This is a genomic window from Klebsiella sp. GL120222-02, from assembly GCF_003097195.1.
GTDB classification, from domain to species: Bacteria; Pseudomonadota; Gammaproteobacteria; order Enterobacterales; family Enterobacteriaceae; genus Klebsiella; species Klebsiella variicola.
This window is the reverse complement of the sequence record NZ_QEQO01000005.1, coordinates 27,066-48,205: the sequence shown is the minus strand read 5'-3', so window position 1 is coordinate 48,205 and position 21,140 is coordinate 27,066. Positions and strand designations below refer to the sequence as shown.

21 protein-coding genes are annotated in these 21,140 nt (G+C 57.4%); 17 read left to right on the top strand and 4 right to left on the bottom strand.

Features of this window, described 5'->3' with window-relative positions; all coding sequences use genetic code 11:
• The 8 genes from hpaD (at position 1) to N438_RS16125 (ending at position 7,677) form a co-directional block, all read left to right on the top strand.
• Positions 1 to 858 carry a 3,4-dihydroxyphenylacetate 2,3-dioxygenase gene (gene hpaD / locus N438_RS16160; RefSeq protein WP_040154513.1) on the top strand — a complete coding sequence of 286 codons (858 nt, stop codon included), beginning with the start codon at positions 1 to 3 and terminating at the stop codon, positions 856 to 858.
• A gap of 9 nt (positions 859 to 867) precedes the next feature.
• Positions 868 to 1,248, top strand: a complete 381-nt coding sequence (locus N438_RS16155) for a 5-carboxymethyl-2-hydroxymuconate Delta-isomerase (RefSeq protein WP_008807573.1) — start codon at positions 868 to 870, stop codon at positions 1,246 to 1,248.
• A 108-nt stretch (positions 1,249 to 1,356) separates the two neighbouring features.
• Positions 1,357 to 2,160, top strand: coding sequence for a 2-oxo-hept-4-ene-1,7-dioate hydratase (gene hpaH / locus N438_RS16150; RefSeq protein ID WP_043875842.1), 804 nt, complete (start codon positions 1,357 to 1,359; stop codon positions 2,158 to 2,160).
• A 10-nt stretch (positions 2,161 to 2,170) separates the two neighbouring features.
• Complete coding sequence (gene hpaI, locus N438_RS16145) at positions 2,171 to 2,962, top strand: 4-hydroxy-2-oxoheptanedioate aldolase (RefSeq protein WP_012969004.1); 792 nt, start codon at positions 2,171 to 2,173, stop codon at positions 2,960 to 2,962.
• 118 nt (positions 2,963 to 3,080) lie between these two features.
• Positions 3,081 to 4,457 carry a 4-hydroxyphenylacetate permease gene (gene hpaX, locus N438_RS16140; protein WP_012542960.1) on the top strand — a complete coding sequence of 459 codons (1,377 nt, stop codon included), beginning with the start codon at positions 3,081 to 3,083 and terminating at the stop codon, positions 4,455 to 4,457.
• Between the two features lie 9 nt (positions 4,458 to 4,466).
• A complete protein-coding gene (hpaA, locus tag N438_RS16135; RefSeq protein WP_012542961.1) occupies positions 4,467 to 5,357 on the top strand; it encodes a 4-hydroxyphenylacetate catabolism regulatory protein HpaA in 891 nt (296 codons plus the stop codon).
• A 225-nt stretch (positions 5,358 to 5,582) separates the two neighbouring features.
• Entirely contained in the window at positions 5,583 to 7,145 is a 1,563-nt protein-coding gene (hpaB, locus tag N438_RS16130; protein WP_002887473.1) for a 4-hydroxyphenylacetate 3-monooxygenase, oxygenase component, read from the top strand.
• A gap of 19 nt (positions 7,146 to 7,164) precedes the next feature.
• Positions 7,165 to 7,677 carry a 4-hydroxyphenylacetate 3-monooxygenase reductase subunit gene (locus N438_RS16125; RefSeq protein WP_012542962.1) on the top strand — a complete coding sequence of 171 codons (513 nt, stop codon included), beginning with the start codon at positions 7,165 to 7,167 and terminating at the stop codon, positions 7,675 to 7,677.
• A gap of 74 nt (positions 7,678 to 7,751) precedes the next feature.
• Here the strand turns inward: N438_RS16125 and N438_RS16120 are convergent, their stop codons facing one another.
• Both N438_RS16120 and N438_RS16115 read right to left on the bottom strand, forming a co-directional pair.
• Positions 7,752 to 8,462 carry a transcriptional regulator gene (locus tag N438_RS16120; RefSeq protein ID WP_074183194.1) on the bottom strand — a complete coding sequence of 237 codons (711 nt, stop codon included), beginning with the start codon at positions 8,460 to 8,462 and terminating at the stop codon, positions 7,752 to 7,754.
• Positions 8,463 to 8,589: 127 nt separating this feature from the next.
• On the bottom strand, positions 8,590 to 9,213 hold the full coding sequence (locus tag N438_RS16115; RefSeq protein ID WP_008807579.1) for a hypothetical protein: 624 nt from the start codon (positions 9,211 to 9,213) through the stop codon (positions 8,590 to 8,592).
• A gap of 384 nt (positions 9,214 to 9,597) precedes the next feature.
• Between N438_RS16115 and N438_RS16110 the strand changes: the two genes are divergently transcribed.
• The 5 genes from N438_RS16110 to N438_RS16090 all read left to right on the top strand — a co-directional run bounded on the left by N438_RS16110 (position 9,598) and on the right by N438_RS16090 (position 14,289).
• A complete protein-coding gene (locus tag N438_RS16110) occupies positions 9,598 to 11,748 on the top strand; it encodes a carbon starvation CstA family protein (protein ID WP_008807580.1) in 2,151 nt (716 codons plus the stop codon).
• 110 nt (positions 11,749 to 11,858) lie between these two features.
• Positions 11,859 to 12,062 (top strand): YbdD/YjiX family protein, encoded by a 204-nt coding sequence (locus N438_RS16105; protein WP_002887451.1) that lies wholly within the window; start codon positions 11,859 to 11,861, stop codon positions 12,060 to 12,062.
• A gap of 11 nt (positions 12,063 to 12,073) precedes the next feature.
• Positions 12,074 to 13,030: a GTPase gene (yjiA, locus tag N438_RS16100; protein WP_008807581.1), complete on the top strand. Its 957-nt coding sequence runs from the start codon at positions 12,074 to 12,076 to the stop codon at positions 13,028 to 13,030.
• Between the two features lie 393 nt (positions 13,031 to 13,423).
• Entirely contained in the window at positions 13,424 to 13,969 is a 546-nt protein-coding gene (locus N438_RS16095; RefSeq protein WP_008807582.1) for a YfaZ family outer membrane protein, read from the top strand.
• Complete coding sequence (locus N438_RS16090) at positions 13,969 to 14,289, top strand: hypothetical protein (protein WP_016160232.1); 321 nt, start codon at positions 13,969 to 13,971, stop codon at positions 14,287 to 14,289. Before N438_RS16095 ends, N438_RS16090 begins: the two co-directional genes overlap by 1 nt.
• 48 nt (positions 14,290 to 14,337) lie before the next feature.
• Here the strand turns inward: N438_RS16090 and N438_RS16085 are convergent, their stop codons facing one another.
• Both N438_RS16085 and N438_RS16080 read right to left on the bottom strand, forming a co-directional pair.
• The gene (locus tag N438_RS16085) at positions 14,338 to 15,708 is read right to left on the bottom strand and encodes an NAD-dependent succinate-semialdehyde dehydrogenase (protein WP_049010702.1); all 1,371 of its coding nucleotides are present in this window, start codon (positions 15,706 to 15,708) and stop codon (positions 14,338 to 14,340) included.
• Between the two features lie 158 nt (positions 15,709 to 15,866).
• On the bottom strand, positions 15,867 to 16,805 hold the full coding sequence (locus N438_RS16080) for an Rpn family recombination-promoting nuclease/putative transposase (RefSeq protein WP_071583378.1): 939 nt from the start codon (positions 16,803 to 16,805) through the stop codon (positions 15,867 to 15,869).
• Positions 16,806 to 17,022: 217 nt separating this feature from the next.
• Between N438_RS16080 and N438_RS16075 the strand changes: the two genes are divergently transcribed.
• From N438_RS16075 to mdtM, 4 genes are read left to right on the top strand one after another with little or no spacing between them, the layout of a single operon-like run.
• A complete protein-coding gene (locus tag N438_RS16075) occupies positions 17,023 to 17,838 on the top strand; it encodes an AraC family transcriptional regulator (protein ID WP_008807585.1) in 816 nt (271 codons plus the stop codon).
• 47 nt (positions 17,839 to 17,885) lie between these two features.
• Positions 17,886 to 18,548 carry a LysE family translocator gene (locus N438_RS16070; protein ID WP_008807586.1) on the top strand — a complete coding sequence of 221 codons (663 nt, stop codon included), beginning with the start codon at positions 17,886 to 17,888 and terminating at the stop codon, positions 18,546 to 18,548.
• On the top strand, positions 18,541 to 19,833 hold the full coding sequence (locus N438_RS16065; RefSeq protein ID WP_008807587.1) for a DUF445 domain-containing protein: 1,293 nt from the start codon (positions 18,541 to 18,543) through the stop codon (positions 19,831 to 19,833). The genes N438_RS16070 and N438_RS16065 overlap by 8 nt, the downstream gene beginning before the upstream one ends.
• A 53-nt stretch (positions 19,834 to 19,886) precedes the next feature.
• On the top strand, positions 19,887 to 21,134 hold the full coding sequence (mdtM, locus tag N438_RS16060; RefSeq protein WP_012969015.1) for a multidrug efflux MFS transporter MdtM: 1,248 nt from the start codon (positions 19,887 to 19,889) through the stop codon (positions 21,132 to 21,134).
• Positions 21,135 to 21,140: the final 6 nt, after the last annotated feature.

The window sequence follows — 21,140 nt, the reverse complement described above, 5'->3', positions numbered from 1 at the left end:
ATGGGTAAGTTAGCGTTAGCAGCAAAAATCACTCACGTGCCGTCGATGTATCTGTCTGAGCTACCGGGGAAAAACCACGGTTGCCGCCAGGGCGCTATCGACGGGCATAAAGAAATTGGCAAGCGCTGTCGTGAAATGGGCGTCGATACCATTATCGTGTTTGATACCCACTGGCTGGTCAACAGCGCCTACCACATCAACTGTGCCGACCATTTTCAGGGCGTCTACACCAGTAACGAACTGCCGCATTTTATTCGCGACATGACCTACGACTACGACGGCAACCCGGAACTGGGTCACCTGATTGCCGACGAGGCCGTCAAACTTGGCGTACGCGCCAAAGCACACAATATTCCGAGCCTGAAGCTGGAGTACGGCACCCTGGTGCCGATGCGCTACATGAACAGCGATAAGCATTTCAAAGTGGTGTCCATTTCCGCCTTCTGTACTGTTCACGATTTTGCCGACAGCCGCAGGCTGGGCGAAGCGATCCTCAAAGCCATTGAGAAATATGACGGCACCGTAGCGGTGCTGGCCAGCGGTTCGCTGTCGCACCGCTTTATCGATGACCAGCGCGCCGAAGAGGGCATGAACAGCTACACCCGCGAGTTTGATCATCAGATGGATGAGCGCGTGGTGAAACTGTGGCGGGAGGGCAAATTCAAAGAGTTCTGCACCATGCTGCCGGAGTACGCCGACTACTGCTACGGCGAAGGCAACATGCACGACACGGTGATGCTGCTCGGTCTGCTGGGTTGGGATAAATACGACGGCAAGGTGGAGTTTATCACCGAGCTATTCGCCAGCTCCGGTACCGGCCAGGTTAACGCCGTGTTCCCGCTGCCGGCGCAGGCGTAAGGGGGCCCCATGCCGCATTTTATCGCCGAATGTACCGACAACATCCGCGAGCAGGCCGATCTGCCAGGGCTGTTCGCCAAAGTCAACGAGGCGCTGGCCGCCACCGGTATCTTCCCGATCGGCGGTATTCGCAGCCGCGCCCACTGGCTGGATACCTGGCAGATGGCCGACGGCAAGCAGGATTACGCCTTCGTGCATATGACCCTGAAGATCGGCGCCGGGCGCAGTCTGGAGAGCCGTCAGGACGTGGGAGATATGCTGTTCGCACTGATCAAAGCCCATTTTGCCGCGCTAATGGAGAGCCGCTATCTGGCGCTGTCGTTCGCCATGGAAGAACTCGACCCGACGCTGAACTACAAACAGAACAACGTGCACGCGTTATTTAAATAACGTGCAAATTGCCCGGTGGCGCTGCGCTTACCGGGCCTACAACGGCCATGAATTTGTAGGCCGGATAAGCGAAGCGCCATCCGGCAATACAATGCCACAGGAATCACTATGCTCGATAAACAGACCCGCACCCTGATTGCCCAGCGGCTGAACCAGGCCGAAAAACAGCGTGAACAGATCCGCGCGATCTCGCTGGATTATCCGTCGATCACCATTGAGGACGCCTACGCCGTCCAGCGCGAGTGGGTCGAGATGAAGATCGCCGAAGGCCGCGTGCTCAAAGGCCACAAGATCGGCCTGACCTCTAAAGCGATGCAGGCCAGCTCGCAGATCAGCGAGCCGGACTACGGCGCGCTGCTCGACGATATGTTCTTCCACGACGGCAGCGATATTCCCACCGACCGCTTTATCGTTCCGCGTATTGAAGTCGAGCTGGCCTTCGTGCTGGCCAAACCGCTGCGCGGCCCGAACTGTACGCTGTTTGATGTCTACAACGCCACCGACTACGTTATCCCGGCGCTGGAGCTTATCGACGCGCGTTGCCACAACATCGACCCGGAAACCCAGCGTCCGCGCAAAGTGTTCGACACCATCTCCGATAACGCCGCCAACGCCGGGGTGATCCTCGGCGGCCGGCCGATTAAACCGGATGAGCTCGACCTGCGCTGGATCTCCGCCCTGCTGTATCGCAACGGCGTGATTGAAGAGACCGGCGTCGCCGCGGGCGTACTCAATCATCCGGCCAACGGCGTGGCCTGGCTGGCCAACAAACTGGCGCCGTACGATGTCCAGCTCGAAGCCGGGCAAATTATCCTCGGCGGCTCCTTCACCCGCCCGGTCCCGGCGTGCAAGGGCGATACCTTCCACGTCGACTACGGCAACATGGGCGCCATCAGCTGCCGCTTTGTTTGAGGAGAGCAACATGAACAACGCATTTAAAGAGGCGCTCAAGGCCGGCCGTCCGCAAATCGGCCTGTGGCTTGGGCTGTGCAGCAGCTACAGCGCCGAACTGCTAGCCGGCGCGGGCTTCGACTGGCTGCTGATCGACGGCGAACACGCGCCCAACAACGTACAAACGGTGCTGACCCAGTTGCAGGCCATTGCGCCCTACCCCAGCCAGCCGGTAGTGCGTCCGTCGTGGAACGATCCGGTGCAGATCAAACAGCTGCTGGACGTCGGCGCGCAAACTCTGCTGGTGCCGATGGTGCAGAATGCCGAAGAAGCGCGGCTGGCGGTAAGCGCCACCCGCTACCCGCCTGCCGGCATCCGCGGCGTCGGCAGCGCGCTGGCCCGCGCCTCACGCTGGAATCGCATTCCGGATTATATCCACCGGGCCAATGACGCCATGTGCGTACTGGTACAGATTGAGACCCGCGAAGCGCTGAAAAATTTGCCGCAGATCCTCGATGTCGACGGGGTGGACGGCGTGTTTATCGGCCCGGCGGATCTCAGCGCCGATATGGGCCACGGCGGCAACCCACAACACCCGGAAGTGCAGGCCGCCATTGAAGATGCCATCCAGCAAATCCGCCAGGCCGGAAAGGCGCCGGGGATCCTGATGGCCAATGAACAGCTGGCGAAACGCTATCTCGAACTGGGCGCGCTGTTCGTCGCCGTCGGCGTCGATACCACCCTGCTGGCCCGCGGCGCAGAAGCGCTGGCGGCGCGGTTTGGCGCGGAAAAAACCGACCTGGGTTCGTCAGGCGTCTACTAACGCCGGGTGGCGCTACGCTCATCCGGCCCGGAGCAGCAGCGAATCGCAGGTCCGGTAAGCGCAGCACTACCGGGCAACCCGCAGTACCCGACAAAATTCCCATTAGAGGAAAATAATAATGAGCGATACATCACCTGCCATCCCGGAAAAGTTCGATCCGGCGAATCAGCACAAACAGCTGACGGCGCAGCAGCAGTCGGTTATCAACAAGCTCTTCCGCCGTCTGATCGTGTTTTTATTCGTCCTGTTTATCTTTTCGTTTTTAGACCGGATCAATATCGGCTTTGCTGGATTAACCATGGGGCAGGATCTGGGCCTCAACGCCACCATGTTTGGCCTGGCCACCACCCTGTTTTACGCCACTTACGTCATTTTTGGCATTCCCAGCAACGTGATGCTCAGCATCGTCGGCGCACGACGCTGGATCGCTACCATCATGGTGCTGTGGGGCATCGCCTCTACCGCCACCATGTTCGCCACCGGACCAAAAAGTCTCTATGTTCTGCGCATGCTGGTGGGGATCACCGAGGCCGGTTTCCTGCCGGGTATCCTGCTGTACCTGACCTACTGGTTCCCGGCATTTTTCCGCGCCCGCGCTAACGCGTTGTTTATGATTGCGATGCCGGTGACCACCGCGCTGGGGTCGATCGTCTCCGGCTATATCTTGTCCCTCGACGGTCTGCTGAACCTGCACGGCTGGCAGTGGCTGTTCCTGCTGGAAGGCTTCCCGTCGGTGCTGCTCGGCATTATGGTCTGGTTCTGGCTCGATGATTCGCCGTCGAAGGCCAGGTGGCTGACGGCGGAGGACAAAAAATGTCTGCAGGAGATGATGGATAACGATCGCCTGACTCTGGTGCAGCCGGAAGGGGCCATCAGCCATCACGCCATGCAGCAGCGCAGCCTGTGGCGGGAAGTGTTCACCCCGATCGTGTTGATGTATACCCTCGCCTACTTCTGCCTGACCAATACGCTCAGCGCGATCAGCATCTGGACGCCGCAGATCCTCAAAAGCTTTAACGAAAGCAGCAGCAATATCACCATCGGTCTGCTGGCGGCAATCCCGCAAATTTGTACCATTCTCGGGATGATCTACTGGAGCCGCCACTCCGATAAATACCAGGAGCGGAAGCATCACACTGCCCTGCCGTTCCTGTTCGCCGCTGCGGGCTGGCTGCTGGCGTCAGCCACCGATCATAACCTGATCCAGCTGCTCGGGATCGTGATGGCCTCCACCGGATCGTTTAGCGCTATGGCCATCTTCTGGACCACGCCGGATCAGTCCATCAGTCTGCGTGCCCGCGCAATCGGCATTGCGGTGATCAACGCCACCGGCAATATCGGATCGGCGCTCAGTCCCTTTATGATCGGCTGGCTGAAGGATATTACCGGCAGCTTCAGCAGCGGGCTGTGGTTCGTCGCCGCACTGCTGGTGATTGGCGCGGTGATCATCTGGGCGATTCCGATGAAGGGCTCGCGCCCTCGCGCGACACCGTAAGGAGCCGCTATGTGCCAAAGCCCAATCGCCAACATCGATATCAATAAAGAGTACGACGAGAGCCTGGGCACCGAAGAGGTGCACTACCAGTCGTTTTCCCGCATGGCGGCCTTTTTTGGCCGCGACATGCAGGCGCATCGTCACGACCGTTATTTCCAGATGCACTACCTTGATACCGGGCAGATTGAGCTGCAGCTTGATGACCATCGCTATTCGGTGCAGGCGCCGCTGTTTGTGTTAACGCCGCCCTCGGTGCCGCACGCGTTTATTACCGAGTCCGATAGCGATGGTCACGTGTTGACGGTGCACGAAGAACTCATCTGGCCGCTGCTGGAGGTGCTTTATCCCGGCACGCGGGAGACCTTCGGCCTGCCGGGGATCTGTCTGTCGCTGGCAGATAAACCCGACGAGCTGGCGGCGCTGGCCCACTACTGGCAGCTGATTCGTCGGGAATCTACCGCCCAGTTGCCCGGGCGGGAACACACCCTGGCGCTGCTGGCGCAGGCGGTATTTACCCTGCTGCTGCGCAACGCCAGGCTCGACGATCATGCCGCCAGCGGGATGCGCGGCGAGCTGAAGCTATTCCAGCGCTTTAACCAGATGATCGACAGCCACTACCATCAGCACTGGACGGTACCGGATTACGCCAGGGAGCTGCATCTGACCGAATCGCGGCTGACCGATATCTGCCGCCGCTTCGCCAACCGTTCGCCGAAGCGGCTGATATTCGACCGCCAGCTGCGCGAGGCGAAGCGGCTGCTGCTGTTTTCCGATAGCGCGGTCAATGAGATTGCCTGGCAGCTGGGGTTTAAAGACCCTGCCTATTTTGCGCGCTTTTTTAGCCGCCAGGTCGGCTGCTCGCCCAGCAGCTACCGGGCGCAAAAAGTACCTGTGTCGTAATACCCCGGCGGCGCTGCGCTTGCCTGGGCTACAGACCACAGGGCGGGTCAGCGCCGCGCCACCCGCCAAAAGCTGCCGAGATCACAAAATTTAATCCCGCCTGAAAAGTACCCGCCGTTGTCGCAAACGTCCCTTCACGGCAAGCGCAATAACCGCTTCAATTAAACAACAAAAACAAAACATATATTTAACATTATTTTTCCGATAAATACTGAAGAGGCCCCTATGAAACCTGAAGATTTCCGCGCCGACGCGAAACGCCCGTTAACTGGCGAAGAGTATTTAAAAAGCCTGCAGGATGGCCGCGAAATTTATATCTACGGCGAGCGCGTGAAGGATGTCACCACCCACCCGGCCTTCCGTAACGCCGCGGCTTCTGTCGCTCAGCTGTACGATGCGCTGCACAAACCGGAGATGCAGGATTCCCTGTGCTGGGGCACCGATACCGGCAGCGGCGGCTACACCCATAAATTCTTCCGCGTGGCGAAAAGCGCCGACGACCTGCGCCAGCAGCGCGACGCCATCGCCGAGTGGTCGCGCTTAAGCTACGGCTGGATGGGCCGCACCCCGGACTACAAAGCCGCCTTCGGCTGCGCGCTGGGCGCCAACCCGGCGTTTTACGGCCAGTTCGAGCAGAACGCCCGCAACTGGTACACCCGCATTCAGGAAACCGGCCTGTACTTTAACCACGCGATCGTCAACCCGCCGATCGACCGCCACAAGCCGGCTGATGAAGTGAAGGATGTCTACATCAAGCTGGAAAAAGAGACCGATGCCGGGATCATCGTCAGCGGCGCGAAAGTGGTCGCCACCAACTCAGCGCTGACCCACTACAACATGATCGGCTTCGGCTCCGCACAGGTGATGGGCGAGAACCCGGACTTCGCGCTGATGTTCGTCGCGCCGATGGATGCCGAAGGCGTCAAGCTTATCTCCCGCGCCTCCTATGAGATGGTCGCCGGTGCGACCGGCTCCCCGTACGACTATCCGCTTTCCAGCCGTTTCGACGAGAACGACGCGATTCTGGTAATGGATAAAGTGCTGATCCCCTGGGAGAACGTGCTGATTTACCGCGACTTTGACCGCTGCCGCCGCTGGACCATGGAGGGCGGTTTCGCCCGCATGTATCCCCTGCAGGCCTGCGTACGCCTGGCGGTAAAACTGGACTTTATCACCGCCCTGCTGAAACGCTCTCTGGAATGTACCGGCACCCTCGAATTCCGCGGCGTACAGGCCGACCTTGGCGAAGTGGTGGCGTGGCGCAACATGTTCTGGGCGTTAAGCGATTCCATGTGCTCGGAAGCGACGCCGTGGGTCAACGGCGCATGGCTGCCGGATCACGCCGCGCTGCAGACCTATCGCGTGATGGCGCCGATGGCCTACGCCAAGATCAAGAACATCATCGAGCGTAACGTCACCAGCGGCCTGATTTATCTGCCGTCCAGCGCCCGCGATCTGAACAACCCGCAGATCGACCAGTATCTGGCGAAGTACGTGCGCGGCTCCAACGGTATGGATCACGTTGAACGTATCAAGATCCTCAAACTGATGTGGGACGCCATCGGCAGCGAATTCGGCGGCCGCCATGAACTGTATGAGATCAACTACTCCGGTAGCCAGGATGAAATTCGCCTGCAGTGTCTGCGCCAGGCGCAGAGCTCCGGCAATATGGACAAAATGATGGCGATGGTCGACCGCTGCCTGTCCGAGTACGACCAGAACGGCTGGACAGTGCCGCATCTGCACAATAACGCTGATATCAACATGTTGGATAAGCTGCTGAAGTAATTCACAGCGGGAGGTCATAATGCAATTAGATGAACAACGCCTGCGTTTTCGCGATGCCATGGCCAGCCTGTCGGCGGCGGTTAACGTTGTCACCACCGAAGGCGAAGCCGGTCGCTGCGGCATTACCGCCACGGCGGTGTGCTCGGTGACGGATACGCCGCCATCGGTGATGGTTTGTATCAACGCCAACAGCGCGATGAACCCGGTGTTTCAGGGTAACGGCAAGTTGTGCATCAACGTGCTGAACCACGAACAGGAAATCATGGCCCGTCATTTCGCCGGGATGACCGGGGTGACGATGGAAGAGCGGTTTGCCCTCAGCGGCTGGCAGCAGGGCGCGCTCGGGCAGCCGGTACTGAAGGGTTCGCTGGCCAGTCTCGAAGGCGAGATTAGCCAGGTGCAAACCATTGGTACCCACCTGGTGTATCTGGTGGAGATCCGCAATATTACCCTGAGCCCGCAAGGGCACGGCCTGATTTACTTTAAACGCCGTTTCCACCCGGTGATGATGGAAATGGAAGTGGCAGTCTAAAATCCGCGCCCAGGTTTACTTATCGCCCGATGCGTAAACCTGGCGCTTAATATGCGTCATCTCACCCGCCAGCCTTATTCAACAGCGCGACATGAAGCCCAATCAAAACGTCCACCGCCGCGGAAATTTTGTTCCCGGTAGTCAGCAGGTAATGTTAAGTGCCAGCCTTTTCGCCTGGCGGTACAGGCAATAACCGGAAATTGAGAATAATCTATAGCGTCATGAATAAATTGTTGTTTACCTATATTTGTTAAAAAGGCATCTCCCCGATTCCAGATAGCTTTTTTTAACTTGATATTCCAGGTCTGATAGCTTTCGCCAGCAATTGTATAACCTTCACCTTCAGGCGCTTTTTTGGTCCAGTCAATCTCGCCGCCATCGTATAAATATTGCCATACAGCATAGCGCTCAAGGGTAAACTGGCTGGGTAAAGTACTGACATTTTTAGAATCGATTTTATCGAGTAATTGCGAATTCGCTAACAGTAGCGCCATGGCTTTATGCATGTAACCCAACATAATATCGGGACGTTCGGGCACTCCCTCTTCTGCTTCAAACAAAGAGATATAAGCGAGATAGAGCGCATCATCACGCACTTTTTGACCGTTCGCCGCGGCGTTGGCGACGATTTTCGCCGCCCGATATTGTAAACTTCCCCAGGATTCCTCACCGCTAACAGGCCTGTAGCGATTATTGTATTTTTCTCCCGTCAGGTAGCCCTGAGCTGCGTTTAAATCGTTAGCGTTTAACGCCGATTTAGCGCGCTGATGGTCGGATAAGGTCATTATATTGCGCCCCGTATTTCTGGCAATATAATACGACTGACGACAATCAGAAAGGAGCATAACCATAATGACCATGGCAATAATTCTAAAAAAAATCTTATATATTCTCACCGTGAAGTCCTTTAATTTATTTATAAATATAATGTTTGGAAACTTGTCTCGGTTCGATGTATAGCAAAACGGTTACCCGACCTTTTTTATAAGTACGTTGCCAGGTAGAACAATTTGTTATTTTATTCAGATCTAATCTTTTACTATACCACTCCTGCTGTTTTGCAATGCAGGCGGAAAGACTTTGATAGAATTTCCCTTTGTCTGCAATGAACTCTTCTTTGATTGTCGCTGGCCCATATTCTCGATCAAGGACCTTAACTTCCTCATTATATAAGGCGAGTGCTTCCCGGCCATCATCAACTTTATAGGCCTGCTGACTGGAATCAACATCAGCACTAACAAAAACACTTTTCAGCCCTTTATTCTTATCGAAATAAAGCTTCATCTCCTGATATTTCAATGCCCCCACTTCCTGGGGAGTCAGCGTTGAGATAATCAGATCCGGGTCTTTTCCGGCATAATTGATATCTGATACCTCAAGAGAATATAAAGGCGTGTTTCTGGCTTCATCGTAACTCATCCCCCAGCGCAAATTATAAGGGGCTGCCGGCTCATCAACAGCCTGATGTATCTCTCTTGCATGAGCAAATGTTAAATAAAAAGCACTGGCGACGATCATTATCTTTACAAATTTCATAACACGAATTCCCTTTGCTAAACGCTATCCATACGACATGACAAAGCCAGCATAATATCAAAATACCTCTATTTGAAATAAAGATAGTAATCTGCGGGTGATAAAAACCGTTATCCTCAGTTTGAAAGCATATCTTTGAGATGCGCAGAATAATATTGTGAACTTAATCACACATTTACGCGCTCTCGTACTCATATCTAACCGCTTACCCCTTCCAGTAACCGCTTAACCCCCTATACAACCACTCACCCATTTACCCAACTTTACGCGCGCGCTGTTCTGGCAAGATCGAAGGCAGCCTAGCTAATCAATACCTCCATCAACCCTTACTTAAAACCAGACGGCTTCGGCCAATTATTCATCTAATTAACGCCAGGTTTTACTATGGATACCAAAAAACTATTCAAGCACATACCCTGGGTGATTCTCGGAATCATCGGGGCATTTTGCCTCTCAGTCGTCGCGTTGCGCCGCGGTGAGCACGTCAGTGCCCTGTGGATCGTCGTCGCCTCGGTTTCTGTGTACCTCGTCGCCTACCGTTATTACAGCCTGTACATCGCGCAGAAGGTGATGAAGCTTGACCCAACGCGCTCGACGCCGGCGGTCATTAATAACGATGGCCTGAACTACGTGCCAACCAACCGCTACGTGCTGTTTGGCCACCACTTCGCCGCCATTGCCGGCGCCGGCCCGCTGGTTGGCCCGGTACTGGCCGCGCAGATGGGCTATCTGCCGGGCACCCTGTGGCTGCTGGCCGGCGTGGTGCTGGCGGGCGCGGTACAGGACTTCATGGTGCTGTTTATCTCCTCACGGCGTAACGGCGCCTCGCTGGGCGAGATGATCAAGCAGGAAATGGGGCCGGTTCCGGGCTCTATCGCGCTGTTCGGCTGCTTCCTGATTATGATCATCATCCTCGCGGTGCTGGCGCTCATCGTGGTGAAAGCGCTGGCGGAAAGCCCGTGGGGCGTCTTTACCGTCTGCTCGACGGTACCTATTGCCCTGTTTATGGGGATCTACATGCGCTTCCTGCGCCCAGGCCGCGTCGGTGAAGTGTCGGTTATCGGTATCGTGCTGCTGGTGGCGTCCATCTGGTTTGGCGGCATCATTGCCCACGACCCGTACTGGGGCCCGGCGCTGACCTTTAAAGACACCACCATCACTTTTACCCTGATTGGCTACGCGTTTATCTCCGCGCTGCTGCCGGTATGGCTGATTCTGGCGCCGCGTGACTATCTGGCCACCTTCCTGAAAATCGGCGTGATCGTCGGCCTGGCGCTGGGGATCGTTATCCTCAACCCGGACCTGAAAATGCCGGCGGTGACCCAGTACATTGATGGTACCGGCCCGCTGTGGAAAGGCGCGCTGTTCCCGTTCCTGTTTATCACCATCGCCTGCGGCGCGGTCTCCGGCTTCCACGCGCTGATCGCCTCCGGCACCACGCCGAAGCTGCTGGCCAACGAAACCGATGCCCGCTTTATCGGCTACGGTGCGATGCTGATGGAGTCGTTCGTGGCCATCATGGCGCTGGTCGCCGCCTCGATTATCGAACCGGGTCTCTACTTCGCGATGAACACCCCGCCAGCGGGCCTTGGCATCGTCATGCCGAACCTGCATGAAATGGGCGGTGAAAACGCGGCGATGATCGCCGCGCAGCTGAAAGAAGTGACCGTCCATGCGGCGGCGACCGTCAGCTCCTGGGGCTTCGTGATCTCCCCTGAGCAGATCCTGCAGACGGCGAAAGATATCGGCGAACCTTCGGTACTGAACCGCGCCGGCGGCGCGCCGACGCTGGCCGTCGGTATCGCCCATGTGTTCCATAAAATCATCCCGATGGCGGATATGGGCTTCTGGTACCACTTTGGTATCCTGTTTGAAGCGCTGTTTATCCTCACCGCGCTGGATGCCGGTACCCGCGCAGGCCGCTTTATGCTGCAGGATCTGCTGGGTAACTTCGTGCCGTTCCTGAAAAAAACCGACTCACTGGTCGCCGGGATTATCGGTACCGCGGGCTGCGTCGGCCTGTGGGGCTACCTGCTGTATCAGGGCGTGGTCGACCCGCTGGGCGGTGTGAAGAGCCTGTGGCCGCTGTTCGGTATCTCTAACCAGATGCTGGCCGCCGTGGCGCTGGTGCTTGGCACCGTGGTGCTGGTCAAAATGCAGCGCACCAAATATATCTGGGTCACCGTTATCCCGGCAGCGTGGCTGCTGCTGTGCACCACCTGGGCGCTGGGTCTGAAGCTGTTCAGCAGCAATCCGCAGATGGAAGGCTTCTTCTTTATGGCTCAGCAGTATAAAGAGAAGATTGCCGCCGGCGGCGAGCTGACCGCGCAGCAGATTGCCAACATGAATCATATCGTGGTCAACAACTACACCAACGCCGGGCTGAGTATCCTGTTCCTGGTGGTGGTGTACAGCATCATCTTCTACGGCATCAAAACCTGGCTCAACGTGCGCAACAATAAGGTGCGTACCGACAAAGAGACCCCGTACGTGCCGGTACCGGAAGGCGGCGTGAAGACCTCGTCACATCATTAACCCTGATGCCGGATAGTGCTACGCGTATCCGGCCTACAGAAAAGTGCATCAACGTAGGCCGGATAAGGCGCTAGCCGCCATCCGGCTTTATTCGTTATCTGGAACTTACAATGTTTGGTAACTTAGGTCAGGCAAAAAAATATCTCGGTCAGGCGGCAAAAATGCTGATTGGCATTCCGGATTACGACAACTACGTCACGCATATGCAAACCAACCATCCGGATCAGCCGTACATGACTTATGAAGAATTCTTCCGCGAACGCCAGCAGGCCCGCTACGGCGGAGACGGCAAAGGCGGCGTACGCTGCTGTTAATGGAGGCAATAATGGCACCGATTGCAGTCACCCTACTCACCGGTTTTCTCGGCGCAGGAAAAACCACCCTCCTGCGCCATATCCTGAATGAGCAGCACGGTTTCAAAATCGCCGTGATTGAAAATGAATTTGGCGAAGTCTCCGTTGACGATCAGCTGATCGGCGACCGCGCCACGCAGATCAAAACCCTGACCAACGGCTGTATCTGCTGTACGCGCTCCAACGAACTGGAAGACGCCCTGCTCGATCTCCTCGACAGTCGCGATCGCGGCGAAATCGAGTTTGACCGGCTGGTGATTGAGTGCACCGGCATGGCCGACCCGGGGCCGATTATCCAGACCTTTTTCTCCCATGAGGTGCTCTGCGAGCGCTATCTGCTGGACGGCGTGATCGCCCTGGTGGATGCCGTCCATGCCGACCAGCAGATGGATCAGTTCACCATCGCCCAGTCGCAGGTCGGCTATGCGGACCGCATTTTGCTAACCAAAACCGATGTTGCCGGCGACACCGAGAAGCTGCGCGAACGGCTGGCGCGCATCAATGCGCGGGCGCCGGTTTATACCGTCATTCACGGCGATATCGATCTAAGCCAGCTGTTTAACACCAGCGGCTTTATGCTGGAAGAAAAGGTTGTCAGCGCCACACCGCGTTTTCATTTTGTTGCAGAAAAGCAGAACGACGTCTCGTCGATTGTGGTCGAGCTCGACTATCCGGTGGATATCAGTGAAGTTTCACGGGTAATGGAAAACCTGTTGCTCTCCTTCGCCGAGCAACTGATGCGCTATAAAGGCATGCTGTGGATCGACGGCGAGCCAAATCGCCTGCTGTTTCAGGGCGTGCAGCGCCTCTACAGCGCCGACTGGGATCGCCCGTGGGGCGATGAAACGCCGCACAGCACGCTGGTATTTATCGGCATTCAGCTGCCGGAAGAGGAAATTCGCGCCGCATTTGCCGGGTTACGACGCTAACCTGCCCGCCTGCGCCCCAAGGCGCAGGCACCATCCTCTCTCTGACACCTCGCCAAAAACAGGGACCAAACGTCGGCAGCGCGTCGAAAAATGTAAAGCAACGTTTTAATAAGTAACAGCAGAAACACTTTTGGAAATAATAAGAAACTAAATGAATAGGATCCTTAATAATTAATGCCCGCCCTGTTCAGTTTCTGTTTAGCCCACCCATTAAACCGCGGCTAAACAGACCAAATTTGCTGATTGACCTCGCCGTAACCCAACGTCATTACAACATTTTCAAAACACCGCCCTGACAAACCCAGCATAAAAAATTGACGTAAGTCACATTTGCAGAGGTAAACATCGATTGTTAAGGTGCGCTCAGACAAATTTAATGACGAGGAGCAAACCATGAAAAAGCTTAACATCCTGATTGTTGCTGCCCTGACCGCGGTCTCTGGTTCCGCCATGGCGATGGGATTTACCGTTGAACAAGGTAAAAACTTCACCAATCTGAATATGGAAATGGGTAAATCCTCTTCTGGCCTGTACGCCGAAAGCCACTGGCTGAAGAATACCGATGATGGTAGCCAGACCGGCGGCGTTGGCGCGGGTTACAATCTGGAAGTAGGTCCGGTTATGCTCAACGCTGGCGCGAAAGCTATCTACCTCGGGCCGAAAAAAGGCGATAACGGCGTCGCGTTTCCGGTCGGCGGCGGGGTGAACGTGGCCCTGACCGACAGCATCCACGTGTTTGGCGAAGGGTATGTCGCGCCGGACGGCCTGAACAACAGCGTAAAAAACTATGTCGAAGCGAACGGCGGCGTGAGCTGGTCTCCGATTGGTCCAGTGACGTTGAAAGTGGGTTACCGCCATGTGAGCGTTGACGGTAAAGAGGGTCGCCCGAACCACACCCTGATTGATGGCGCCTACGTGGGCGGCGGAGTCACCTTCTGATGAAACCACGTCTCGCCGCGCTCTCTGCGCTGAGCCTGGCGTTGCTGCTGACCGGCTGCACTCAGTATACCTGGGTGAAGCCGGGTTTAAGCGATGCCGAAATGCATAAAAAGCTCACCGAATGTGAAGCGCAGGCCCTGGTCGATCTCCCTCCGGATAACGTGGTGACCGGGTCCAGTTCAGAAAAAACGGACAAAAAACATAAGAAACAGGATGTTGAAACAAGCTATACGGTAGAAGACGCGAATGAATATCAGCGGGAGACCTTAGTCGACAGCTGTATGTTCAAAAGCGGCTGGGATAAAGTCGAAGTGCAATGAATCTATTATAAAAAAACCTGCCGAATGGCAGGTTTTTTATGGCCGGGCTTAGCGGCGCACCACCACCAGCTTCTGGTTCACAAACTCTTTGATGCCGAGATCGGAGAGCTCCCGTCCGTAACCGGAACGCTTCACGCCGCCAAACGGCAGCTCCGGCGCGGTATCGGTAAGCCAGTTGATATAAACCATCCCGGTTTCAATGGCGGAGGCCATCCGTTTGGCGCGTTCGATATCCTGACTGAAGACCGCGCCGCCCAGACCATAGTGGGAATCATTGGCCAGCTGGATTGCCTCCTCGTCATTTTTCACCACGTAGATCTGCGCCACCGGGCCAAAGAACTCTTCGAAGTACGCCGGGTTGTCACGGGTGATACCGGTCAAAATGGTGGGTTCAAAGAAATTGCCTTCTCGTGCCACCGCTTTGCCGCCCAGATGCAGCGTAGCGCCATTTTTCACCGCCTCGTCCACCTGTTTGCTTAGGGTGTCCAGCGCATCTTTGGAAGAGAGCGGCCCCAGCGTGGTGCTTTCATCCAGCGGATCGCCGATTTTCACCTGGCGAAACGCCTCACTAAATTTCGCCAGAAACGACTCAGCGATATTTTCGTGCAGGATAAAGCGCTTGGCGGCGGTACACACCTGGCCGGCGTTATTCAGCCGCGCCTGGACGCCGATTTTCACCGCGCGTTCCAGGTCGGCATCGTCCAGTACCACAAATACATCGTTACCGCCCAGTTCCAGCGTCGATTTCTTAATATGCTTCGCCGCCTGCGCCGCCACCACGCTGCCGGCTTTCTCCGACCCGGTGAGCGCCGCGCCCTGCACGCGATCGTCGGCGATAATCTTCGCCACCTGATCCTGGGAAATAAACAGGTTGGTCCACGCCCCCTCCGGTGCGCCGGCCTCACGCACCAGATGGGCAAAGGTCTCCGCGCAGTGCGGCACAATGCTGGCGTGTTTGGCGATAACCGGGTTGCCGGCCGCCAGGTTTGGCGCCAGGACGCGCATCAGCTGGTAATAGGGGAAGTTCCACGGCTCCACCGCCATTAAGACGCCGATGGGATGATGCTCAACCCAGGCGTCGCCGAGTTCGGAGGGATATTTCACGGGCGCCAGCAACGATTTGGCGTTATCGGCATAATAGCGGGCGATCTGCGCGCAAAGTTTCACTTCGCCGCGGCTCTGCTTAATGAGTTTCCCCATCTCCTGGCTGGCGATTTTTGCCAGTTCCTCCGCCCGGCTGTCGATCAGATCAGCCAGCTTATGCAGTACCGCCAGCCGCGGTTCAATATCGCCTTTTGCCCAGGCTGAATGGTAGAGCGCATCCGCCTGCTGCAGCGCCGCCTCCACGTCCGCGTCGCTGTGCGCCGGGTACGTTTTAATAAGCTGATTATTCGCAGGATTCACCGTCTGATAGGCCATATCGCATGTCTCCTTGTTATCGCTATTAAGGCAGTCAAAAATGCCGCCAAGGATATTAAGGGTAGTCGAGATGGCTGGCGATGCGGGTAAAGTTAGGTATATCCGGAATATTCCATAAAGAGGCTAACCGGGGCTACCTTCAGGCCGCCCCGGCGTTATCAATGTTCCAGCGTGGCGATCTCGTCGGCGGCCAGGCCAGTGATTTTCACTACCGTCTCGCGGGCAATACCGTCGTCCAGCATCCTCTGTGCAATGCGCAGCGCCTCGGCATGCTGTCCTTCTTGTCTGCCTTGTTGCCATCCTTCTTGCCGGCCTTCCCGTTTGCCTTTTCTGCGGCCCACTTCCTGTAATCTTTCGGCGATGGTCATCAATCTCTCCCTGTGCTGAGGAACCCGTTGCGCCACTTCGTGGATAAACCGGCCAAAGCGGCGCGCGTTGCCAGTCTGCAGCAGATAATTAAACAGCGTTTTTAGCTGTCTGTCATTAGCGTCCCCGCTAAGTAAAATCGTCGTCAGTTGCCCAACGATGTTCATTAAATCGCGCTGGCGAATATGCTTCTGTATCAGCTCAAGTAGCGCCACGCGCCGATGGCTAACGATTTCATCGTCGGGGATCACCGTGATATCCACCAGCGGAAAGGGCGAGATATAAAGCTCCCTCGCCAGTTGCGGATCGGTAAAGCAGTCCAGCCAGTTGAGCGACCACGGGTATGGCGTGGTCGCCCCGTGGTAGAACAGCATCGGCACCACCAGCGGCAGTCTGGTATGACCACTATCAAGATGGCGCTGCATCGCGGCGATGGCGTAGCGCATCAGGCGGAAGGCCATCTGCGCATCCGGCGAGCTCTGATGTTCGATAACCACATAAATGTAGCCCTCGCCAGACGCGGTTTTGAGTGACCACAGCACATCGGAGTACCAGGCCCGCAGGCTCTCCTCGATAAAGCTTGCCGATTCCAGCTGTAAGGTATCGAGGTCGCAGCGCTGACGCAGCGCAGGCGGTAAGTGGATCGCCAGGAAATCACGCGCGGTGTCGGCCTGAGTGAGAAACTGTTTAAACACCGCATCATGCGGCGTCGAGGTGGTGCCCTTTGCCATCGGCTCATCCCTGCCTGCTTATCCTGCAGGGACTCTACGCGCTCGGAATGTCTCTGACACCCGGGCAATACAACCTTTACGCACCGCCACGAAAATAGATTTCTCCGGACTGCAAGCGCGACATCCTTTTTCGAGGCGGTACGCAAATCCAGGCGGGCGACAGCCTCCGCGCAGCATGCTATAAACGACCTCTCCCTCCTCAGCAAAGGTCGATGCGGTGAACCATACCCGAGATATCCCCCAAACCTTCTGGCGAGACGATCGTCTACCGTGGCTGGAGCTGCGCAGCACCTGGCGCAGCCGCCAGGCCTACAAACGCCACAGCCACCCGCAGCTCTCGGTGGGGGCGATTATCGAGGGGGAAACGCGCTGCCTGTGCAATGGTGAGGAATATCTCCTGCAGCCCGGGGATCTGATCGTGATCCCCCCGCACGCGCCGCATAGCTGTAATCCGCTGCATGACAGGCCGCGCAGCTATCATATGCTGTACCTGGAGGCGGCATGGTGCCACGCGCAGCGCCCGGATATTCCCCCTGGCGCCAGTATCGCCTCGCCGCAGCCACTGTTGCGCGACAGCCCTCTCTTTGCCTGTTTCCAGCAGGTTGTCGCCCTGATGAGCCGCGGGAGCCTTGAACAACTGCCCGCCCGGCTGGCGCAACTCCTGCACGCGCTGCCGCTGTGCGCCGCCGCGCCGCAGGCGCCACATCACGCCAGCGCCCTGCTGTTTCAGCGCCTGGCGACAGAACTGCCAGCGCCGCCGTCGCTGGATAAGCTGGCCCACGACAGCGCGCTTCGTAAAGAGACCGTTATCCGCGCCGTGAAACAGGATACCGGCCTGACACCCGCCAGTTTGATCAACATGGCGCGCATCGAATATGCGAAAACGCGTTTACGCGCCGGGGACCCTATTGCCGATGTCGGCTATCAGGCTGGCTTTGCCGATCAGAGCCATTTCCATAAAACCTTTGTCAGCTATACCGCCGCCACGCCGCGGCAATATGCGCACAGCAGATCAATATCCGACAATAAGTAATACGGCACTTCGCTTAGGGTGGCCTCAGTACCATTATCGAGGCCACTATGCATACCTTATCGACGCTCTTTCCCGCCGCCTTCCCGGCGCTAGCCCTGTCTCACTTTGTCGCTCTGCTCAGCCCGGGCCCTGATTTTTTTCTGCTGGTCGGCTACGCCGTGCGCTACCGGATCCGCGGCAGCATCGGATTGTGTCTCGGCATCGCCGCCGGCAATGCGCTGTATATTGTTCTCGCCATCGTCGGCTGGGGGCTTCTGCGCCAGGCGCCGCTGCTGTTTTTGCTCATTGAGCTGTTGGGGGCGGGCTATTTACTGTGGGTTGGCAGCCTGCTGATACGCAGCCGTCCCGCGACGCTGGCGGTGGAGAGCATTCGCGCATCGCGTCCGGGGTTCGGCAGGCAGCTGCTGCTCGGGCTGGGGTCATCGCTGCTCAACCCCAAAAACGCTCTGTTTTATCTGGCGCTGATGACTTCCCTGCTCGGGCCGGCGGTCACCCTGCTGCAGCAAACGGTGAGCGGGTTGTGGATGGTCAGCGTGGTGTTCTTCTGGGATTTACTGCTGGTGAGTGCGATTGCGCTGCCGCAGGTACAGCGCCGCCTGGGCGCCATCGTCTGGCGAGTCGAGCGGGCGGCAGGGGCGGTCCTGATGATCTTCGGTCTGTGGATTATCTGGCGATTTTTGCACGACCTCGCCGTCAGGTTATATGCTTAAGTTTATGGAAAAACTCGCTGAACTCAAACGCGCCAAACTGCTGGCGCTGTCGCTGCTGCTGATCGCCGCCGCGCTATTTATCACCACCCTGCTGCTGCCGCCGACGCCGTGGGTCAGCGCGCTAAAGGCCATTTCCGAAGCGGCGATGGTCGGGGCGCTGGCCGACTGGTTTGCGGTGGTCGCGTTGTTTCGTCGTATTCCGCTGCCCTTTGTCGCCCGACATACCGCGATTATCCCGCGTAACAAAGACCGCATCGCCGATAATCTTGGCCGCTTTGTCGAGGAGAAGTTCCTCGATACCCCGTCGCTGGTCGCGTTGATCCGCCGCTATGAGCCAGCCCTGATGCTCGGCAACTGGTTCAGCCAGCCGGAGAATGCCCGGCGGGTCGGCCAGCATCTGCTGCAGGTGATGAGCGGTTTTCTTGAACTGACCGACGACGCGCGCATTCAGCGCCTGCTGCGCCGCGCGGTACATAAGGCGATCGATAAAGTCGACCTGACGCAGACCAGCGCCATGATGCTGGAGGGAATGACCCGCGACAATCGCCACCAGAAGCTGCTGGATTCGCTGATAAGCCAGCTTATCGCCCTGCTGCAGCGGGACAACTCCCGCGCCTTTATCGCCCGCGGCATCGTGCGCTGGCTGGAGACCGAGCACCCGCTGAAGGCCAAACTGTTACCCACCGAGTGGCTCGGCGAGCACAGCGCCGAGATGGTCACCGATGCGGTGAATACCCTGCTGGACGAGGTGAGCCATGACCGTACCCACCAGATCCGCCAGGCCTTCGACCACGCGGTGCAGAAGCTTATCGACAACCTGAAATCCGACCCGCTCATGGCGCAGAAGGCCGAGAACATCAAAGCATATCTGAAAAATGATGAGACCTTTAACCGCTATCTCGGTGAAGTGTGGGGCGACCTGCGCAGCTGGGTAAAAAACGATATCAGCAGCGATGACTCACGTATTAAGCAGCGCATCGCCGAGGCTGGCCAGTGGTTCGGTGAAACCTTACTCCGCGACGACGCCCTGCGCGAATCGCTTAACGAACACCTGGAACAGGCGGCGCACCGGGTGGCGCCGGAGTTCGCCGCCTTCCTCACCCGCCATATCAGCGACACGGTGAAGAGCTGGGACGCCCGCGATATGTCGCGGCAGATCGAGCTCAATATCGGTAAAGATCTGCAGTTTATCCGCATCAACGGCACCCTGGTGGGGGGGACCATCGGCCTGATGTTGTGGCTGTTCTCGCAGATCCCCTCGCTGCTGCATCTGCATATTGGTTAGCAATGATACTATCCGAACAATAGCGCTGATAAATATTCCACAGGGAGGGAGAAATGATGCACCGGATTTCCCACTGGCTGACCCGCCACGCCGCCGCGCTGTTCTTCCCGGCGGCGCTCATTCTGTATGATTTTTCAGCCTATCTTACTACCGACCTGATCCAGCCGGGGATCCTCCACGTGGTGCGGGATTTCAATGCCGATGTGGCGCTGGCTCCTGCCTCGGTGAGCCTGTATATGGCCGGCGGCATGGCGCTGCAATGGCTGTTGGGGCCGCTCTCTGACCGGATCGGACGGCGTCCGGTACTGCTCACCGGCGCGTTGATTTTCACCCTCGCGTGCCTGGCGACGCTGTTCACCACCTCCATGACCCAGTTCCTGATTGCCCGCTTCGTGCAGGGCACCAGCATCTGCTTTATCGCCACCGTCGGCTACGTCACCGTACAGGAGGCCTTTGAGGAAAAAAGATCGATCAGGCTGATGGCGGTGATCACCTCCGTCGTGCTGGTGGCGCCGATCGTCGGCCCGCTCTCCGGCGCGGCGCTGATGCATTTCATCCACTGGAAAGCGCTGTTCGGCATCATCGCCGCCATGGGGCTGGTGGCCTGGCTCGGCCTGCTGTTGACCATGCCGGAGACGGTGCGCCGCGGCGATGTGCCATTCAGCCTGCCCGGCGTGCTGCGCGATTTCCGCGCCGTCTTTCGTAACCGCATCTTTTTACTCGGCGCCGCCACGCTGTCGCTGAGCTATATTCCGCTGATGAGCTGGGTGGCGGTATCGCCAGTGATTTTAATGGACGCCGGCGGGCTGACCACCAGCGAGTTCGCCTGGAGCCAGGTACCAGTCTTTAGCGCCGTCATCATCGCTAATCTGTCGGTGGCGCGCTGGGTAAAAGATCCCACCCGCCCGCGCTTTGTGCTCAGCGCGGTCCCCATACAGATGCTCGGCCTGGCCATCCTGATCGTTGGGAATCTGATATGGCCGCACGTCTGGCTGTGGTCAGTGCTCGGCACCTGCTTCTACGCCTTCGGCATCGGGCTGATTTTCCCGACGCTGTTTCGCTTTACCCTCTTTTCCAACGACCTGCCGAAAGGCACGGTCTCCGCCTCGCTGAATATCGTGATCCTCAGCGTCAGCGCGTTATCGATTGAAGGCGCGCGCTGGCTGTGGTTCCATGGCGGCAGACTCCCCTTCCACCTGTTGGCGGTGGCCGCCGGGATCGTCGCCGCCTGCTGCCTGGCCGGACTGTTACGCCATCAGCGCCAGTGTGGGCAAGCGGTGATCGAAGCCCGGCAGTCGTGAGCCCTT

Excerpts from the sequence above, each read along its gene's own strand:
- hpaD (WP_040154513.1), top strand. The coding sequence starts at position 1 with ATGGGTAAGTTAGCGTTAGCAGCAAAAATCACTCACGTGCCGTCGATG.
- N438_RS16155 (WP_008807573.1), top strand. The coding sequence starts at position 868 with ATGCCGCATTTTATCGCCGAATGTACCGACAACATCCGCGAGCAGGCC.
- hpaH (WP_043875842.1), top strand. The coding sequence starts at position 1,357 with ATGCTCGATAAACAGACCCGCACCCTGATTGCCCAGCGGCTGAACCAG.
- hpaI (WP_012969004.1), top strand. The coding sequence starts at position 2,171 with ATGAACAACGCATTTAAAGAGGCGCTCAAGGCCGGCCGTCCGCAAATC.
- hpaX (WP_012542960.1), top strand. The coding sequence starts at position 3,081 with ATGAGCGATACATCACCTGCCATCCCGGAAAAGTTCGATCCGGCGAAT.
- hpaA (WP_012542961.1), top strand. The coding sequence starts at position 4,467 with ATGTGCCAAAGCCCAATCGCCAACATCGATATCAATAAAGAGTACGAC.
- hpaB (WP_002887473.1), top strand. The coding sequence starts at position 5,583 with ATGAAACCTGAAGATTTCCGCGCCGACGCGAAACGCCCGTTAACTGGC.
- N438_RS16125 (WP_012542962.1), top strand. The coding sequence starts at position 7,165 with ATGCAATTAGATGAACAACGCCTGCGTTTTCGCGATGCCATGGCCAGC.
- N438_RS16120 (WP_074183194.1), bottom strand. The coding sequence starts at position 8,462 with ATGACCTTATCCGACCATCAGCGCGCTAAATCGGCGTTAAACGCTAAC.
- N438_RS16115 (WP_008807579.1), bottom strand. The coding sequence starts at position 9,213 with ATGAAATTTGTAAAGATAATGATCGTCGCCAGTGCTTTTTATTTAACA.
- N438_RS16110 (WP_008807580.1), top strand. The coding sequence starts at position 9,598 with ATGGATACCAAAAAACTATTCAAGCACATACCCTGGGTGATTCTCGGA.
- N438_RS16105 (WP_002887451.1), top strand. The coding sequence starts at position 11,859 with ATGTTTGGTAACTTAGGTCAGGCAAAAAAATATCTCGGTCAGGCGGCA.
- yjiA (WP_008807581.1), top strand. The coding sequence starts at position 12,074 with ATGGCACCGATTGCAGTCACCCTACTCACCGGTTTTCTCGGCGCAGGA.
- N438_RS16095 (WP_008807582.1), top strand. The coding sequence starts at position 13,424 with ATGAAAAAGCTTAACATCCTGATTGTTGCTGCCCTGACCGCGGTCTCT.
- N438_RS16090 (WP_016160232.1), top strand. The coding sequence starts at position 13,969 with ATGAAACCACGTCTCGCCGCGCTCTCTGCGCTGAGCCTGGCGTTGCTG.
- N438_RS16085 (WP_049010702.1), bottom strand. The coding sequence starts at position 15,708 with ATGGCCTATCAGACGGTGAATCCTGCGAATAATCAGCTTATTAAAACG.
- N438_RS16080 (WP_071583378.1), bottom strand. The coding sequence starts at position 16,805 with ATGGCAAAGGGCACCACCTCGACGCCGCATGATGCGGTGTTTAAACAG.
- N438_RS16070 (WP_008807586.1), top strand. The coding sequence starts at position 17,886 with ATGCATACCTTATCGACGCTCTTTCCCGCCGCCTTCCCGGCGCTAGCC.
- N438_RS16065 (WP_008807587.1), top strand. The coding sequence starts at position 18,541 with ATGCTTAAGTTTATGGAAAAACTCGCTGAACTCAAACGCGCCAAACTG.
- mdtM (WP_012969015.1), top strand. The coding sequence starts at position 19,887 with ATGATGCACCGGATTTCCCACTGGCTGACCCGCCACGCCGCCGCGCTG.